Raw genomic sequence first — 15046 nt, 5'->3', positions numbered from 1 at the left:
GCCCGCTAAACTCGCGAGGATCGCGAGAGCGACGATGGCGGCCGCCGCCGCCGCCGCGGCCGCCGCGGCGGCCGCCGGATGCGCGACGACGGCCGTCCGGCCGACATGTTCGCCTGGACCCGTCCCTGGGTGCCCTACGGCGACGACCCCTTCGTGTGGCACGATCCGTCGGAAGACTTCCCGGCGGCCCGCGCGCCGGCCCCGGCGCTGGCTCCGGCCAACGACGTCGCCCCGGCCGCGGTTGAAGCCGTCGCCCCGGCGCCGAGCGTGAGCGACGACCAGCCGCACGTCGAACTGGACGTCTGGGTCGAACTGCCGGCCGTCGAGGACAAGCCGAAGAAGACCCGCTCGCGCCGCAGCCGCGGCCGCGGCAAGGCCGAAGCGGCTGAGGCCGAGGCCGAAGCGCCCGACGCCGTCGAAGTGGCCGAGGTGGTCGAGGCCGTCGCCGAACCGGAGCCGGCTCCCGAGCCGGCTGCGGCCGAGCCGGAAGCCAAGCCCGCCAAGAAACCGCGCGCCCGCCGCACCAAGGCGGCCGCTGCCGCCGAGGCCGCGGCCGCCGAGCCGGCGATCGAGGCCGCTCCGGTCGAGCCGGTCGCCGAATCGGCCCCGGAACCGGCGCCGGAACCGGAACCGGCCCCCGTGGCGGCTCCGGTCGCGCGTGAGCCCGATCCGAACGAGATTAGCGCTCCGCCGTCGGTCCCGAAGAAGGGCTGGTGGCGCCGGGGCTAACCCTGGGCTGTGACAACGGAAACCGGCTCGCGCCATGCGAGCCGGTTTCCAGTCCGTCTGAAGCGCGTTAGGCTTCCATATCTGGGGCTTTGCGGGGGGCGCTTGGAGTTGGTCGGCATGGCGTTCCCTGCCCGTTCGGTCTCGAGAATCGCTCTGGCCGCGGTGACGGCCCTAAGCCTGACATTGCAGGCCGCGCCGGTTCGCGCCGAAGAAGGCATGTCGCTCATCCGCGACACCGAGATCGAAGAAATCCTGCGAAAGGATTCCGAGCCGATCTTCAAGGCGGCCGGCGTCGACTCCAAGTCCATCGAGATCCTGCTGATCGGCTCAAAGGACCTCAACGCCTTCGCCGGCCCCGGCACCATGGGTGTCTTCACCGGCCTGATCCTCGAATCGGAAAACCCCAACCAGCTTCAGGGCGTCATCGCCCACGAAGTCGGCCACTTGGCGGCCGGCCACTCTGCCCGCTCGGGCGAGATGACCTCCGCCGGCATGACGCCGTTCCTGCTGACCATGGGATTGGGCGTTCTGGCCGCACTCGCCGGCTCGGGCGAAGGCGCCGCCGGCCTGATCGGCAGCGCCAGCTACTTCGGCACCCTCGGGGCCATGGGGTATAGCCGCGAACAGGAAAGCCGCGCCGACCAGGCCGGGGCCGCGATCCTTGAGCGCGCCGGCCTGTCGGGTAAGGGCCTTGTCGAGTTCTTCGACAACTTCCGCTACCAGGAAGTCTTTCAGGAAGCGCGCCGCTTCGCCTACTTCCGCTCCCACCCGTTGTCGTCCTCGCGGATCGAGGCGCTGCGCCACAGGGTCGAGCAGAACGCCCACTACGACACCCCCGACACGCCGGAAGCGGTCGCCGAGCACGAGATCATGAAGGCGAAGTTGGACGGGTTCATCAACCCGACCGTCGCCATCACCAAGTACGATGAGAAGGACACGTCCTATCCGGCGCGCTACGCCCGGGCCATCGCCTACTACCAGATGAAGCAGCCCGATCAGTCGCTGAAGATGATCGACGCCCTGCTCGCCGAACAGCCGAACAACCCCTACCTTTGGGAACTCAAGGGCCAGGTGCTGTTCGAGTTCGGCCGCGCCCAGGAAGCCGAGGCCCCCCAGCGCAAGTCGGTCGAGCTGAAGCCGGATGCGCCGCTGCTGCGCATCAACCTTGGCCAGACCCTGATCGCGCTGGACGACAAGGCCAAGGTCGAGGAAGGCGTCGGCGAACTGCGCAAGGCGCTCACCCAGGAGCACGACAACGCCACTGCCTGGCGCATCCTGGCGCAGGCCTACGACAAGCAGGGCAAGGAGGGCCTCGCCCGCCTGGCCACCGGCGAATACTTCTTCGCGACGGGCGATGCGACCCAGGCCCGGGTCTTCGCCATGCGCGCCCGGGAAAAACTCGACAAGGACACCCCCGAATGGCGTCGCGCCACCGACATCGTCCTGACCTCCAACCCCAGCAAGGACGATCTCAAGGATCTCGCGTCCGAGGGCTCGATCAACCGCCGATCTTCCCGCTAAACGGGCCGAAAGGCCTTCGCAAAGCCACGCTTCTCACCTAATTGGCCTGACATGACCAAGATCTCCCGCGGCGTCCTCGTCGCCTGCGCCGCCCTCGCCCTGCCGCTCGCCGCCTGCCAGAAGCAGGAGGACGACTTCGGCCAGAAGGTCCGCGCCTACCTGCTCGCCCACCCCGAGGTGATCGAGGAGGCGGTCGTGAAGCTGCAGCAGAACAAGGAGGCGGCCGCCCACGAGGCCGCCAAGGCCTCGCTCGCCAAGTACCGCGATCAGCTCGAGCGCGATCCGCGCGACTTCGTCGCCAACCCGAACGGCTCGATCACCGTGGTGGAGTTCTTCGACTACCGTTGCGGCTACTGCAAGGTCAGCGCGCCCGAGGTGGTGAAGCTGATCAAGGAAAACCCGGACGTCCGCTTCGTGTTCAAGGAATTCCCGATCTTCGGGGCCGAGAGCAACCTCGCCGCCGAGGTCGCCCTGTCGCCGGCCGGCAAGCCCAAGAACATCGAGCTGTTCGAGCGATTCATGGCCGAGAAGGCGCTGAACGAGGCGGCGATCGACCGTCACCTGCGCGCGGTCGGAGTCGATCCGGCCGCCGCCCGCGCCGGCGGCGCGAGCGCCGAGGTCAAGAAGCACATCGCCGACACCCGCGTGCTCGCCCAGGCGCTGGCTATCGAGGGCACGCCGGCCTTCATCGTCGGCGACCGCATCATCCCCGGCGCCGACATGCCGGCGCTGCGCGCGGCCATCGCCGAAGCCAAGACCGGCAAGCTCAAGACCGTCCCCTCGCCACAGATCGACAAGGGCTAAAACCCCTCGCCAATCTCGGGCTTTGCGCCGCTCAGCGACGCAGATAGGCTCCTCTCGAGTGCCTTGAGAGTCTGTCCGTCCGACTACGGCGAGCCGAATGCACGAGCGAGTGCTGATCATCGGAGCTGGTATCGGCGGCCTGTGTACGGCGCTGGCCCTGGCGCCGACCGGCCGCGATATCGTCATTCTCGAACGTGACCCGGCGCCGCCGCGCGGCGACGCCGATCACGCCTTTGTAGACTGGACCCGCCGCGGCGTCGGCCACCTGCGCCACAGCCACGCCTTCCTGGCCCGGCTGCGCACCATCATTCGCAACGAACACCCCGAACTGCATGCCGATCTGCTGGCCGCTGGCTGCCGCGAGCTGGGCTTCGAGCGGATGCTCACCGACCTGCACCGCCAGGACTATAGACCCCAGGCCGCCGACCGCGACTTCGTGGTGCTGACCAGCCGGCGCACGACCCTGGAACTGGTGATCCGCCGCTATGTCGAGCGCTACCCGAACGTGCGGATCGATTCGGAGACCTTCGTCCGCAAGCTGCTGACCCAGCGCGATCCCCAGGGCTTGCGAGTGGTCGGGGTGTCGGTCGCCGACGCGGCCGGAGCCCGCGACATCATCGGTGACCTCGTGATCGACGCCGGCGGCCGCACCTCGTCCTGTATCGAGCAACTCGTCGAGGAAGGCGCGAGCATTCCCGAAGAGAGCGAAAGCGCCGGCATCCTCTACTTTACCCGCCACTACCGCCTGCTGCCCGGGACGCAGGAGCCCCAGCGCACCAAGGCCGGAGGTACCGGCGATCTCGGCTTTCTCAAGTTCGGGCTGTTCCCCGCCGACAACGGCTGCTTTTCCATCACCCTCTGCACGCCCGAGCCCGAGCTGGAGCTGCGCAAGGCCATCGTACGCCCCGAGGTGTTCGACGCCATCTGTGCGCGCCTGCCCGGCTTGGCGCCCTGGGTCGATCCGGCGATCGCCGAGGGGGTCAGCCGCGTGTTCGGCATGGGCGAGCTGCAAAGCCGCTGGCGGCAGGTGGCCGGCGAAGGCGTCGCGCCGCTGCTCGGCTATTTCCCGGTCGGCGACGCCCTGGTGCGCACCAATCCGCTCTATGGGCGCGGCTGCTCGTTCGCGGCGGTCGCGGCCTATGTGCTGCGCGACGTGCTGGTGTCGGGCGGCGATCCGGCGGACCGGGTCCAGGCGTACCAGGCCAGGATCAACGCCGAACTGCGCCCCTACTATCTCAACATGCGCGACCAGGACCGCGCCGCGATCCGCCGCGCCCGCCAGCAGCTGACGCCGGGCCACCGCCCCAGCCTGAGGAGCAGGTTAGTCAGGAGCTTCCTCGAGGACGGCGTGAACATCGCCATCCGCTCAGACGCCGACCTCCTGCGCGAGGCGCTGCGCGGCTTCCACATGCTGGAACACCCGTCCGCCTGGCTGAAGCGCCCCGATAACCTCGCCAAGGTGCTGCGCTACTGGTTCACCCGCAGGGAGCTGAAAGCCGACGCCTATCCGCCCAGGCCGGGTCCCGGCCGGGCCGAGATGTTCCAATCGCTCGGGCTGGCGGCGGACGCCGACATGATCCGGGCCTAGCTATTCTCTGGCGGCGTTGAACAGGCCGCCCTGAGCCATCTGGTCGCGCACCGCCTCCGGCGTCAGGGTCGCGGCCTTGTCCAGCTCGACCAGCTCCGGCGGCACGTACCAATGCAGCCTGTCGGCGTGGTAGGCCTCCCACACCGTCTTGGCGACCTCGACCGGCGGGATGGCGCGGAACATGCCCTCCTTCGGCGCGGCCTCCGCCACGCCCGGCGGCAGGATCGGCGTGTCGATCACCCCAGGCAGTACGTCGGCCACCCGCACGCCATAGGCCTTGAACTCGACCGACAGCGCCTCCGACAGTCCCTTCACCGCGTGCTTGGTGGCCGAATAGACCGCGATGTTGGCCATGCCGAAGGTTGCGGACGACGACGAGGTCGTGAAGCATAGCGAGTTCGGTGTCGCCTTGAGCAGCTCGATGGCCTCATGGATGCCGATCAGCACCCCCATCAGGTTGACCTGCACGACGGCGATCACGTCCTCGAACGGCTGCTCGGCGAAGGGTCCGCCACGGCCGATGCCGGCGTTGTTGTAGAGCAGGTCCATCTTGCCGCCGGTGGCCTCGCCGAAGGCCGAGATGGCGGCGCGGTAGTCGTCGCGGTCGGTGACGTCCAGCCGGCGAACCAGGCAGTTGTCGGCGCCCAGCTCGGCCTGGAGATCGCTCAGCCCGGTCTCATTGACGTCGAAGCCGCCGACGAACCAGCCCTGCCCCGCAAACAGCCTGGCGGTCTCGCGGCCCATGCCGGAAGCCGCTCCGGTGATGAAGATCGACTGGCGTCCGCTGGACTTGCCCATGCGCCCCTCCCTGTTTGCGAGGAGCCTAGAGCGCCTTCCGTGACGGAACGCCGCTGAATTCTTCAGGCACGCTTGCGCAGGCCCCGCTGCTTCAGACGCCACACCAGAACGTCGAAGCGATCCTGGCCGAAGAAGGGCTCGCCTTCGAAGACCATGGTCGGCACGCCCCAATGGCCGCTCTCGCGGTGCGCGTCCTGGTTGGCCTCGATCTCAGCGGCGATCTCATCCTTCTTGCCGGCCGCTTCGGCCTGCAGCTGCGCCATGTCCAGCCCTGCCCGCGCGATGGCCCGGGCCAGCTTGTCGCCCTCGTTCCAGGGCATGTCCTGGCCGTTCCAGATCAGCCGGGCGACCTCGTCATAAAAGGCCAGCGCCTGGGGCTTGTGGGCGGCGATCACGCCCAGCGGCATCAGCAGGTCCAGGTGCGGCTGCTCGGCCGCGCCGTTGAGGTTCTGGCCGATGACCACGGGATCGGGGTTCGGCCAGGCCAGCGGCAAGCCGAGAAAGTCGCCCAGCCGCCGCACGTCGCGCACCAGATACGGCACGAACAGCGGGTCCTGCTTGGTGAAGAACCCCTCCGAGCGCACAGCCAGCGGATAGACCGGCCGCATCCGGACGTCGACGTCGTAGGTCTCAGCCAATTCCCGCAAGCGCGGGGTCACCAGGTAGGAATAGGGACTGCGGAAGGACCAGTAGACGTCGACGCCGAGGCTCATCAGATCAGACCGGATAGTGGGGATGATGGGTCAGCATACATACGTTTTGGCATGCGTCCTGCCAAAAATGCTTCCCGCCCCGCGATCACGGCATGCTTCATGGCCACCGCCATGCGGATGGGGTCCTGCGCCCCGGCGATGGCGGTGTTCATCAGCACCGCGTCACAGCCGGTCTCCATGGCCAGCGTAGCGTCGGACGCCGTGCCCACGCCGGCATCGACCAGCACCGGCACCTTGGACTGCTCGATGATCAGCCCCAGGTTCAGGAAGTTCTGGATGCCGCGGCCCGATCCGATCGGCGCGGCCGCCGGCATGATCGCCGCGGCGCCCGCATCCTCAAGCTTCTTGGCGTAGACCGGGTCGTCGCTGCAGTAGACCATCACCTGGAAGCCGTCGGCGACCAGCAGCTTCAGCGCCCGCAGGGTCTCCTCCATGTCCGGCAGCAGGTGCTTGGTGTCCGACAGCACCTCCAGCTTCACCAGGTCCCAGCCGCCGGCCTCGCGCGCCAGGCGCAGGGTGCGGATGGCGTCCTCGCCGGTGAAGCAACCGGCCGTGTTGGGCAGAAAGGTGAAGCGGTCGGGTTTCACGTAGTCGACCAGCATCGGCTGGTTCGGGTCCGACAGGTTCACCCGCCGCACCGCCACGGTGACGATCTCCGCGCCGGCCGCCTCGGCCGCCGCCGCGTTTTCCGCGTAGTCCTTGTACTTCCCCGTCCCGACGATCAGCCGCGAGGCGAAGGTCCGGCCCGCCACGCTCCAGGTGTCTTCCTTGTGGGTCGACCCGTCCATGTCAGCCGCCTCCGATAAAATGCACGATCTCGATGCGGTCGCCGTCGGCGAGCGCGGTCTGTCCATAGGCCGATCGCGGTACGATCTCCAGATTGCGTTCCACCGCCACCTTGCGCGCGTCCAGACCCAGTTCCGCCACCAGGGCGGCCACGCTCGACACCCCGCCGAAGGCCCTTTGTTCCCCGTTGATGGTCAGCGTCATGACGCCCTCGTGAAGCTTGGAGTTTCCGAATGCTTGTGACCCCCGCCGCCGCCCGTTACAAGACGGCGGAATCGACGGCGGAGCCGAATGTCGAAACCGATCTATGTGCTTAGCGGGCCCAACCTCAACCTCTTGGGGGTCCGGGAGCCGGAGATTTACGGAAAGGAGACGCTGGAGGACGTCCGCATTCGTTGCGAACGCCGCGCCGGCGCCCTCGGTCATGCCGTGGTCTTCCGCCAATCCAACCACGAAGGCCAACTCATCGACTGGGTGCAGGAAGCCCGGACGGAAGCCTGCGCCGTCGTGATCAATCCCGCGGGCTATGGTCACACTTCCGTGGCCCTGCTGGACGCACTGAAGACACTCGATATTCCTGTGGTCGAATGTCACCTGTCCAACCCGGCGGCGCGCGAAGCGTTCCGCCGCGAAACCTATGTGTCCCTCGTCGCCACCGGGGTCGTCTCCGGCTTCGGCGGGGCGAGCTACGAACTGGCCGTCGAGGCCGCCGCGGGCCTGGCCCGTCAAAGCCAAAACTAAGGATTATCAAATGGCTAGCAGTCCCAAGGCCCCCGCCGACCCGATCGACGCGCGGCTGGTGCGCAAACTGGCCGACATTCTCACCGAGACCGGCCTGACCGAGATCGAAGTCGAGCACAACGACCTGAAGATCCGCGTCGCCAAGACCGCCGCTCCGGCGGCCGTCCAGTACGCCCCCGCTCCGGCGGCCTACGCCGCCGCCGCCCCGGCTCCGGCCGCCGCTCCGGCTGGCGAAGCCGCGCCCGCCGCCGTCGAGCGCAAGGGCGACGTCGTGAAGTCGCCGATGGTCGGCACGGTCTACTTGCAGCCGCAGCCCGACGCCCCGCCGTTCGTGAAGGTCGGCGACACTGTCGCCGCCGGTCAGACCCTGCTGATCGTCGAAGCCATGAAGACCATGAACCCGATCCCCGCCCCGCGCGGCGGCAAGATCGTCGAGATCATCGTCCAAGACGCCCAGCCGGTCGAATTCGGCGAACCGCTGATCGTCATCGAGTAGGTCGATGTTCGACAAGATCCTCATCGCCAATCGCGGCGAGATCGCCCTGCGGGTCCACCGGGCCTGCAAGGAAATGGGCATCTCGACCGTGGCGGTCCATTCCGAGGCCGACACCGGCGCCATGTGGGTGCGGCTGGCCGACGAAAGCGTCTGCATCGGTCCGGCCCCGGCCGCCAAGAGCTACCTGAACATCCCCTCGATCATCGCCGCGGCGGAGATCACGGGCGCCCAGGCGATCCACCCGGGCTACGGCTTCCTGTCGGAGAACGCGCGCTTCGCCGAGATCGTGGCCGCGCACGGCTTCACCTTCATCGGCCCGACCGCCGACCACATCAAGATGATGGGCGACAAGATCACCGCCAAGCAGGCGGTGAAGGACGCCGGCATCCCCGTGGTGCCCGGCTCCGACGGCGCGGTGACCACTGAGGAAGAAGCCTTCGAGGCGGCCAAGAAGATCGGCTTCCCCGTGCTCATCAAGGCCGCCGCCGGCGGCGGCGGGCGGGGCATGAAGGTCGCCCAGACCGAGGAAGACCTCTACGAGGCGGTCTCCACCGCGCGCGCCGAGGCCAAGGCCGCCTTCGGCGACGATGCGGTCTACATGGAGCGCTACCTCCAGACACCGCGTCACATCGAGATCCAGGTCATCGCCGACAAGTTCGGGAATGTCTGCCATCTCGGCGAACGCGACTGCTCGCTGCAGCGCCGCCATCAGAAGGTGCTGGAAGAAGCCCCCTCGCCGGTCATCGACGCCGCCGCCCGCGCCAAGATCGGCAAGGTCGTGGTCGATGCGATCAAGGCCATCGGCTATCTCGGCGTCGGCACCATCGAGTTCCTGTACGAGAACGGCGAGTTCTTCTTCATCGAGATGAACACCCGCCTGCAGGTCGAGCACCCGGTCACCGAGGCCATCACCGGCATCGACCTGGTGCGCGAGCAGATCCGCATCGCGGCGGGCCTTCCGCTGTCGTTCAAGCAGGAAGACGTCGTGTTCGAGGGCCACGCCATCGAATGCCGGATCAATGCCGAGAACCCGAAGACCTTTACGCCTTCGCCCGGCCTGGTCAGCGACTTCCACGCTCCCGGCGGCCTGGGCGTGCGCCTCGATAGCGCGCTCTACGCCGGCTACTCGATCCCGCCCTACTACGACAGCCTGGTCGGCAAGCTGATCGTCCACGGCCGCGACCGCGAGGAGTGCATCGCCCGCGTCAACCGTTGCCTGGGCGAAATGGTCGTCGGCGGCATCGAGACCTCGATCCCGCTGTTCCAGGAACTGCTGCAACAGCCCGACTTCCTCACCGGCGACTACAACATCCACTGGCTCGAACGCTGGATGAAGTCGCAGCAGGAAGAGGTTTGATCCGGACATCCTCCCCTGCCTGCGCGGGGGAGGAAATCTCGGGCCAAATCCATTAGTCTCTCGCCATGAAACGCTTCGGCCCCCGCGAGCTCCTTGAGTGCTACGGCCGCGGCGTGTTCCCGATGGCCGACGCCCGCGAAGACGACCGCGTCTTCCTGATCGATCCCGAGAAACGCGGCGTCATTCCGCTCGACGCCTTCCACGTCTCGCGGCGCCTTGCCCGCACCGTGCGCGGCGATCCCTTCGACATCCGCATCGACACCGCCTTCTCGCGCGTGGTTCTGGAATGCGCTGCGCCCAAGCCCGGTCGCACCGAGACCTGGATCAACGGGGTCATCGAGGACCTCTACGCCCAGCTGTTCGAGATGGGCCACGCCCACAGCGTCGAGTGCTGGGAAGGCGACGAACTGGTCGGCGGCCTCTACGGCGTCTCGCTCGGCGCGGCCTTCTTCGGCGAGAGCATGTTCAGCCGCCGCACCGACGCCTCCAAGGTGGCGCTGGTCCACCTGGTCGCGCGCCTGCTCGCCGACGGCTACCGGCTGCTCGATGCGCAGTTCATCACCGATCACCTATCGACCTTTGGCGCGGTGGAGATCCCGCGGGCGGAGTATCACCGCCGCCTGGCCCGCGCGCTGCAGGCCCAGGCTTCGCTTCAGCGCGCCGCGGTCGGGACCGGCGCGGCCGCCCTGCACGTGATCAGCCAGGCGTCGTAGATCGGATGCTCCAGCGGGTTCAGGCCTGGCGAGGACGCATACATCCATCCCCGGAACGCCTGGCGCGGCGGCGGGGTCGGCTTGCCCGGCGCGGCGCGCGGCTGGGATTCCACGGTGACGTGCGCGATCGAGTCCTCTAGCGCCTCGTCGGCTGCGGATCGCTCGCAGGCCTTCACCGTGAAGACGAGGTTCTTGTAGCGCACCGGCCGGCCCACGGCCGCTTCGAAGCGCATGGATTCGGCCGAGACCTTGTCCAGCGCCTGGATTACGGCGACGTCGTAGCGCATCCGCTTGGCCGCCTCGGCCGGCTTAACGGCGACCTGGGCCTTGGGCGGCGGGGCCGCCTCGACCTCCTCGGCGGCGATCGGCGGGGCGGCGACCGGCGGCGGCGGAGCAACCTGGGCCGGCGGAGCCTCTTCACGCGCCGGCGGCGGCTGCGTGGCGGGCGGCGCCGTTCCCCCGTTGGGCGGGGTCGTCGGCTGGACCGGCGCCGGCGGCTGCAGCAGCGGCGGTTGCCCGGTCTGCTGCCCCTGTTGCGGTGGTGTCGGTTGCGCGCTCACCATGCCGGCGCCCGCCAGGGCGCCCAGCATCGCCAGTCCGGCCAGGGTGCGGCGGCGCGACATGCCTATTCGGGCCGCCAAGCCTCGTAGTCGCCCGACGCCTTCTGACGCTCGCCGCCACGCGCGATCGAGCCCTGCGGCTTCCAGGCGTGCACGGTGCCGGTCAGGTTCGGCAGATGGTCCTTTTCCCAGGGCTGGCGCTTCAGCGGCGCCTTAGTCGGCGGCTCGTCGAAGGTGTAGTGCAGCCAGCCGTGCCAGTCGGCCGGAACCTTCGAGGCCTCGGCATAGCCGTTGTAGATGACCCAGCGGCGCTTGCGGCCCTTGTCGTAGGAAGTCCGGTCGTCCTTGGCTTCGTAGTAGCTGTTGCCCAGCTCGTCCTTGCCGATGAACACGCCGCCGCGAACCGTGTTGCGGATGCCGATGGTCGCGCCGTTCCACCAGGTGAAGATATTCTTGAGCACGTTTGGGAATTCCAGACAGACAGGAAGCGGGCGGACTATAGGCGCCCGGCCGCCCACCGTCCAGCGGCGCGAAATCCGCAATATGTTGGGGATGGAAGCATCCCGAACCGCAACATCTATTGCCCGCGTTAACGACGCTGCTAGACTCGCCCGACGGGAGAGCCGGATATGGGTGCAGAAGCGGCAAGGATCGAACGGCGGACGCTTGAGCGCGCGTCCAGCGTGGCCGAGGTTCTGGCCCCCGCGTCATGGACCGACGCGCGGGTCGAGGCATGGCTCGACTGGCTGGGCGAGGACACCGACCTGCCCGCCGCCGTGTTCCGCTTCGCCGAAGACCTCGTGCAGCGCGCCGATTCGGCCGCGCTGTTCGAGACCGCCCGCGCGCGCGCCGCGTTCCGCCGCGACCTGGGCGCGGCCATCCTCGCCGGCCAGATCGCTCTGAGCTGGCCCCGTTCCGACGCCGCGACACCACTCGTCCGGACCGGCGCGGCCGACTGCGCCGCCGCCCTCTCTACCCTGCGCGCCCAGCATCGCGGCCGCGCGATGGCCAAGGCCGCCGCCCGTGAGATGGGCGCGCGCCTTCAGGCGGTGATGGACTCTATCCTGCGCTGCGAGGGCGACCCAGCCGCCTGCGCCGACCTGCGCGCCAACGCCAGCTTGGCCCGCAGCGCCGAGGCCGCCCGCACCGCCGGCGCCACCGACGCCATGATCCTCGACGCCATCGCCCTGGCCAAGGCCGGCGAGCTCGAATGGGCCGGCGCCGCGCCCGACTTCGACACCTTCGAGGACCTGGAGCTTGTCTGCGTCGGCGGGCCAGAGGCGACGCTCGGCGCTGCGGCCTGGGAGACCGGCGCCCTGGCCGTCGCCCTCACCCCCGAGATCGCCCAGGGCGTCGCCCGCGCCTGGGGCGGCGCGCGCGGGGCCGTCAATCTGTTGAGCTTCGGAACCGGACAGGACTTCGACGCCGCCGGCTTCGCCTCGGCCGTCGCCCTGCTGGCGACCGCCCTGGCCGCAGTGGCCGGCGAACGGCCGGCGTCGCTCGGCCTGGCCGGCGTCGCCGACTGGCTGGTCGCCCAGGGCCTGACCTACGACTCCGAGGTCGGCCGCACCGCCATCCGCGACCTCTACCGGCACGCGGCGTCCGCGTGCGTCGCTTCCGGCGCCAAGCTGAGCGGCGGCCTGGCGGTGTTCGACGATGCGGAACTGGCCCTGCGCCTTGGCGGCGCGAGCGCTTCGGCCGCTCCCTGGCTCGGCCCCATCACCGTCGCCGAGACCGAGGACGGGGTCCTGACGCGAGTGATGTCCGAAGCGGCGCTGCAAGGCCTGACGGCGGTCGGCGCCGACGTGTCGCAGGCGCGCGCCTGGCTACTGGGCGGCGCGGACCTTTCGGAGACGCCCGGCGTCGATCACGCGGCCCTGGCCGCCCGCGGCTTCACCGACCACGAGATCGCCCAGGCCGAGGCCGCCCTGCCCTTCGCCGCCACCCTGGCCGAGGCTTTCGCCGCCATCGACGCCGGCTTCCTCTGCGACGTGCTCGGCGCCACCGACGCCGATCTCGCCGACCCGAACCTCAACGTGCTCAGGCTGGCCGGCTTCAGCGACGAGGAGATCGACCAGGCCCAGTCCTACGCCATGGGCTCGGGCGCGCTATCTGCGGCCGACTTCCTCACCCCCGCCCAGCAGGCCGTGTTCGAAACCGCCGACGACCTCGGCCCCGAGCCGTATTTCGCGGTGCTGGCGGTGATCGCCCACGCCCTGGCGGTGCCCGCCCTCGCCGACCTTGAGCTGGAATGGGACACCACCCCGGCCGACGCCGCCGGCGTGATCGCCATGGCCGCCCGCGCCAAGGCCCCTGCCCTGCGGATGCGTCGCGCCGCCCCGCCCGCCGATCTGGTTCTCGACCTGCCCAAGGCCACCGAGCCGCCGCCGCGCGCCGCGCGCGAACCCGAGGCAGAAGCCCGCGCCCCGCAGCCCGAACGGATTGTCGAGCGCATCGTCGAGCGCGAGCGCACCCGGCGCAAACTGCCCGACCGCCGCAAGGGCTACATCCAGAAGGCCAGCGTCGGCGGCCACAAGGTCTATCTGCATACCGGCGAGTACGAGGACGGCGAACTCGGCGAGATCTTCATCGACATGCACAAGGAAGGCGCCGCTTTCCGCTCGCTGATGAACAACTTCGCCATCGCGATCTCCATCGGCCTGCAATACGGCGTGCCGCTCGATGAGTTCGTCGACGCCTTCGTCTTCACCCGCTTCGAGCCGGCTGGTCCGGTCACCGGCAACGACTCCGTGCGCTCGGCGACCTCGATCCTCGACTACCTGTTCCGCGAGCTGGGCGTCTCCTATCTGGGGCGCAACGACCTGGCCAACGCCGACCCCGACGAACTCAACGCCGACGGCCTGGGCCACGGCAAGAACGAGGACGAGGACGGCCCCCAGCCGGCCAGCCACTTCATCTCGCGCGGCTTCGCCCGCGGCGCGGCGCCCGACAACCTGGTGTTCCTGCCCAGCGCCGCGGCTCGGCCGCCGGCGGCCGAAGCCGACGTCTGCGCGGCCTGCGGCGACATCGCCGTCGTCCGCAAAGGCGCCAGCCTGATCTGCGAGACATGCGGGACCCGCGCCGCGCCGCAGGGCGGCGACATGACCGGCTGAGCGGGGGCGAATTTCACCGGCGCCGCGCGCCACAAGGGCGTTATTTCCGGGACCGGGCGCTATGACGCACGCGCCTTGTCCCAAACCCGGTGATCCAGAACGGCGGCGAGATCTCGAGGCGACCCGCTGGCGGCCCACGCATCTCCAGCTTCTAGCTAAGCTGCTGACAATTACGGCGAATTAAGTAGCGTCCACAGAGTGTCGAGAGCACATGCTCACAGCATGGACCAACAACGCCAAGCTTCGATGCCTCGCCTGACGCGTCCCTTCCCCGTCCTCGCAGCCCTGCTCGCCGCGGCGCTCGCCGCCGTCCCCGGCATGGCCAGCGCCAATATGGGCGACAAGGACGTGGCGCGGATGGTCTCCTTCGGCGGGGCCTGCGCCAAGTGCGAGCTGTCGGGCCGCAAGCTGGCCGGCGCGCAGTTTGTCGGCGCCAACTTCGCCCAGGCCGCCCTGGTCGGCTCGGACCTGCGCGACGCGCGCTTCCTCGGAGCCAACTTCAGCGGGGCGGACCTGTCGCGGGCCGACCTTACCGACGCCCAGATGGTCGGCGCCAACTTCACCACCGCGGTGCTGACCGACGCGCGCCTGCGCGATGTCGAGGCGCGCGGGGTCAACTTCGGCGCCGCCAACCTCGCCCGCGCCGACCTGCAGGACGCCGCGGCGGCTGGCTCGAACTTCAGCAAGGCCAATCTCTCCAACGCCTCGCTGCGGGGCGCCGAACTGCGGGCGACCAACTTCTCCAAGGCCAACGCCCGCGCCGCCGATTTCCGCGACGCTGCGCTCACCGGAGCTAATCTCGGCTCGGGCGCCTTCGATCACGCCTCGTTCCGCGACGCTGATCTCTCAGCCGCCAGCCTCACCGGCGCAACTTTCGTCAACGCCGACTTCCGCGGCGCGACCATGAATGGCGCCAACATCGCCGGGGTCGACCTCTCCCGCACCAAGGGGCTGGAGCAGGACCAGCTGGACGACGCGTGCGCCGACGGCGCCACCCGCACCCCGCCCGGCCTGGTCGCCAAGGCCTGCCATCGCGGGTCCCGCGTCCGGGTCGTCGCTCGCCCCGCGCCGCCGGCCCCGACGCGACCTCGGCGCTGATGACCGCAATCGGCATGGGGCAGGGCGAC

General features: G+C 69.3%; 16 protein-coding genes. 10 read left to right on the top strand and 6 right to left on the bottom strand.

The window, feature by feature from the left end:
- The first annotated feature begins 78 nt into the window (after nucleotides 1–78).
- The 4 genes from OUA97_RS21910 (at nucleotide 79) to OUA97_RS21895 (ending at nucleotide 4642) form a co-directional block, all read left to right on the top strand.
- Nucleotides 79–729 carry a hypothetical protein gene (locus OUA97_RS21910; protein ID WP_267234216.1) on the top strand — a complete coding sequence of 217 codons (651 nt, stop codon included), beginning with the start codon at nucleotides 79–81 and terminating at the stop codon, nucleotides 727–729.
- 117 nt (nucleotides 730–846) lie between these two features.
- Complete coding sequence (locus tag OUA97_RS21905) at nucleotides 847–2250, top strand: M48 family metalloprotease (protein WP_267234215.1); 1404 nt, start codon at nucleotides 847–849, stop codon at nucleotides 2248–2250.
- Between the two features lie 51 nt (nucleotides 2251–2301).
- Nucleotides 2302–3054 carry a DsbA family protein gene (locus tag OUA97_RS21900; protein ID WP_267234214.1) on the top strand — a complete coding sequence of 251 codons (753 nt, stop codon included), beginning with the start codon at nucleotides 2302–2304 and terminating at the stop codon, nucleotides 3052–3054.
- Between the two features lie 97 nt (nucleotides 3055–3151).
- Nucleotides 3152–4642, top strand: coding sequence for an FAD-dependent oxidoreductase (locus tag OUA97_RS21895; RefSeq protein ID WP_267234213.1), 1491 nt, complete (start codon nucleotides 3152–3154; stop codon nucleotides 4640–4642).
- Here the strand turns inward: OUA97_RS21895 and OUA97_RS21890 are convergent, their stop codons facing one another.
- From OUA97_RS21890 to thiS, 4 genes are all read right to left on the bottom strand, one after another.
- Nucleotides 4643–5440: an SDR family oxidoreductase gene (locus tag OUA97_RS21890; protein WP_267234212.1), complete on the bottom strand. Its 798-nt coding sequence runs from the start codon at nucleotides 5438–5440 to the stop codon at nucleotides 4643–4645.
- A gap of 62 nt (nucleotides 5441–5502) precedes the next feature.
- On the bottom strand, nucleotides 5503–6153 hold the full coding sequence (locus OUA97_RS21885) for a 2-hydroxychromene-2-carboxylate isomerase (protein ID WP_267234211.1): 651 nt from the start codon (nucleotides 6151–6153) through the stop codon (nucleotides 5503–5505).
- Nucleotides 6153–6941: a thiazole synthase gene (locus OUA97_RS21880; RefSeq protein ID WP_267234210.1), complete on the bottom strand. Its 789-nt coding sequence runs from the start codon at nucleotides 6939–6941 to the stop codon at nucleotides 6153–6155. The genes OUA97_RS21885 and OUA97_RS21880 overlap by 1 nt, the downstream gene beginning before the upstream one ends.
- 1 nt (nucleotide 6942) lies before the next feature.
- Nucleotides 6943–7143, bottom strand: a complete 201-nt coding sequence (gene thiS / locus OUA97_RS21875; RefSeq protein ID WP_267234209.1) for a sulfur carrier protein ThiS — start codon at nucleotides 7141–7143, stop codon at nucleotides 6943–6945.
- Nucleotides 7144–7230: 87 nt separating this feature from the next.
- Between thiS and OUA97_RS21870 the strand changes: the two genes are divergently transcribed.
- The 4 genes from OUA97_RS21870 to aat all read left to right on the top strand — a co-directional run bounded on the left by OUA97_RS21870 (nucleotide 7231) and on the right by aat (nucleotide 10246).
- Nucleotides 7231–7680: a type II 3-dehydroquinate dehydratase gene (locus OUA97_RS21870; protein ID WP_267234208.1), complete on the top strand. Its 450-nt coding sequence runs from the start codon at nucleotides 7231–7233 to the stop codon at nucleotides 7678–7680.
- 10 nt (nucleotides 7681–7690) lie between these two features.
- Nucleotides 7691–8176 (top strand): acetyl-CoA carboxylase biotin carboxyl carrier protein, encoded by a 486-nt coding sequence (gene accB, locus OUA97_RS21865; RefSeq protein ID WP_267234207.1) that lies wholly within the window; start codon nucleotides 7691–7693, stop codon nucleotides 8174–8176.
- A gap of 4 nt (nucleotides 8177–8180) precedes the next feature.
- Nucleotides 8181–9533, top strand: a complete 1353-nt coding sequence (gene accC, locus OUA97_RS21860; RefSeq protein ID WP_267234206.1) for an acetyl-CoA carboxylase biotin carboxylase subunit — start codon at nucleotides 8181–8183, stop codon at nucleotides 9531–9533.
- Nucleotides 9534–9598: 65 nt separating this feature from the next.
- Nucleotides 9599–10246, top strand: coding sequence for a leucyl/phenylalanyl-tRNA--protein transferase (gene aat, locus OUA97_RS21855; RefSeq protein ID WP_267234205.1), 648 nt, complete (start codon nucleotides 9599–9601; stop codon nucleotides 10244–10246).
- Here the strand turns inward: aat and OUA97_RS21850 are convergent.
- Together OUA97_RS21850 and OUA97_RS21845 are read right to left on the bottom strand one after the other, a co-directional pair.
- Nucleotides 10186–10869, bottom strand: coding sequence for a DUF2155 domain-containing protein (locus tag OUA97_RS21850; protein WP_267234204.1), 684 nt, complete (start codon nucleotides 10867–10869; stop codon nucleotides 10186–10188). The two genes, aat and OUA97_RS21850, sit on opposite strands and share 61 nt — an antisense overlap.
- A 2-nt stretch (nucleotides 10870–10871) precedes the next feature.
- Entirely contained in the window at nucleotides 10872–11267 is a 396-nt protein-coding gene (locus OUA97_RS21845) for an NADH:ubiquinone oxidoreductase subunit NDUFA12 (protein WP_267234203.1), read from the bottom strand.
- 168 nt (nucleotides 11268–11435) lie between these two features.
- Here OUA97_RS21845 and OUA97_RS21840 point away from each other — a divergent pair, with 168 nt between their 5' ends.
- Together OUA97_RS21840 and OUA97_RS21835 are read left to right on the top strand one after the other, a co-directional pair.
- Nucleotides 11436–13919, top strand: coding sequence for a ribonucleotide reductase (locus tag OUA97_RS21840; protein ID WP_267234202.1), 2484 nt, complete (start codon nucleotides 11436–11438; stop codon nucleotides 13917–13919).
- Nucleotides 13920–14165: 246 nt separating this feature from the next.
- Nucleotides 14166–15017, top strand: a complete 852-nt coding sequence (locus OUA97_RS21835; protein WP_267234201.1) for a pentapeptide repeat-containing protein — start codon at nucleotides 14166–14168, stop codon at nucleotides 15015–15017.
- Nucleotides 15018–15046: the final 29 nt, after the last annotated feature.

This window comes from Phenylobacterium sp. 58.2.17 (assembly GCF_026411515.1).
GTDB lineage: Bacteria > Pseudomonadota > Alphaproteobacteria > Caulobacterales > Caulobacteraceae > Phenylobacterium.
This window is presented reverse-complemented; position numbering and strand designations above follow the sequence as displayed.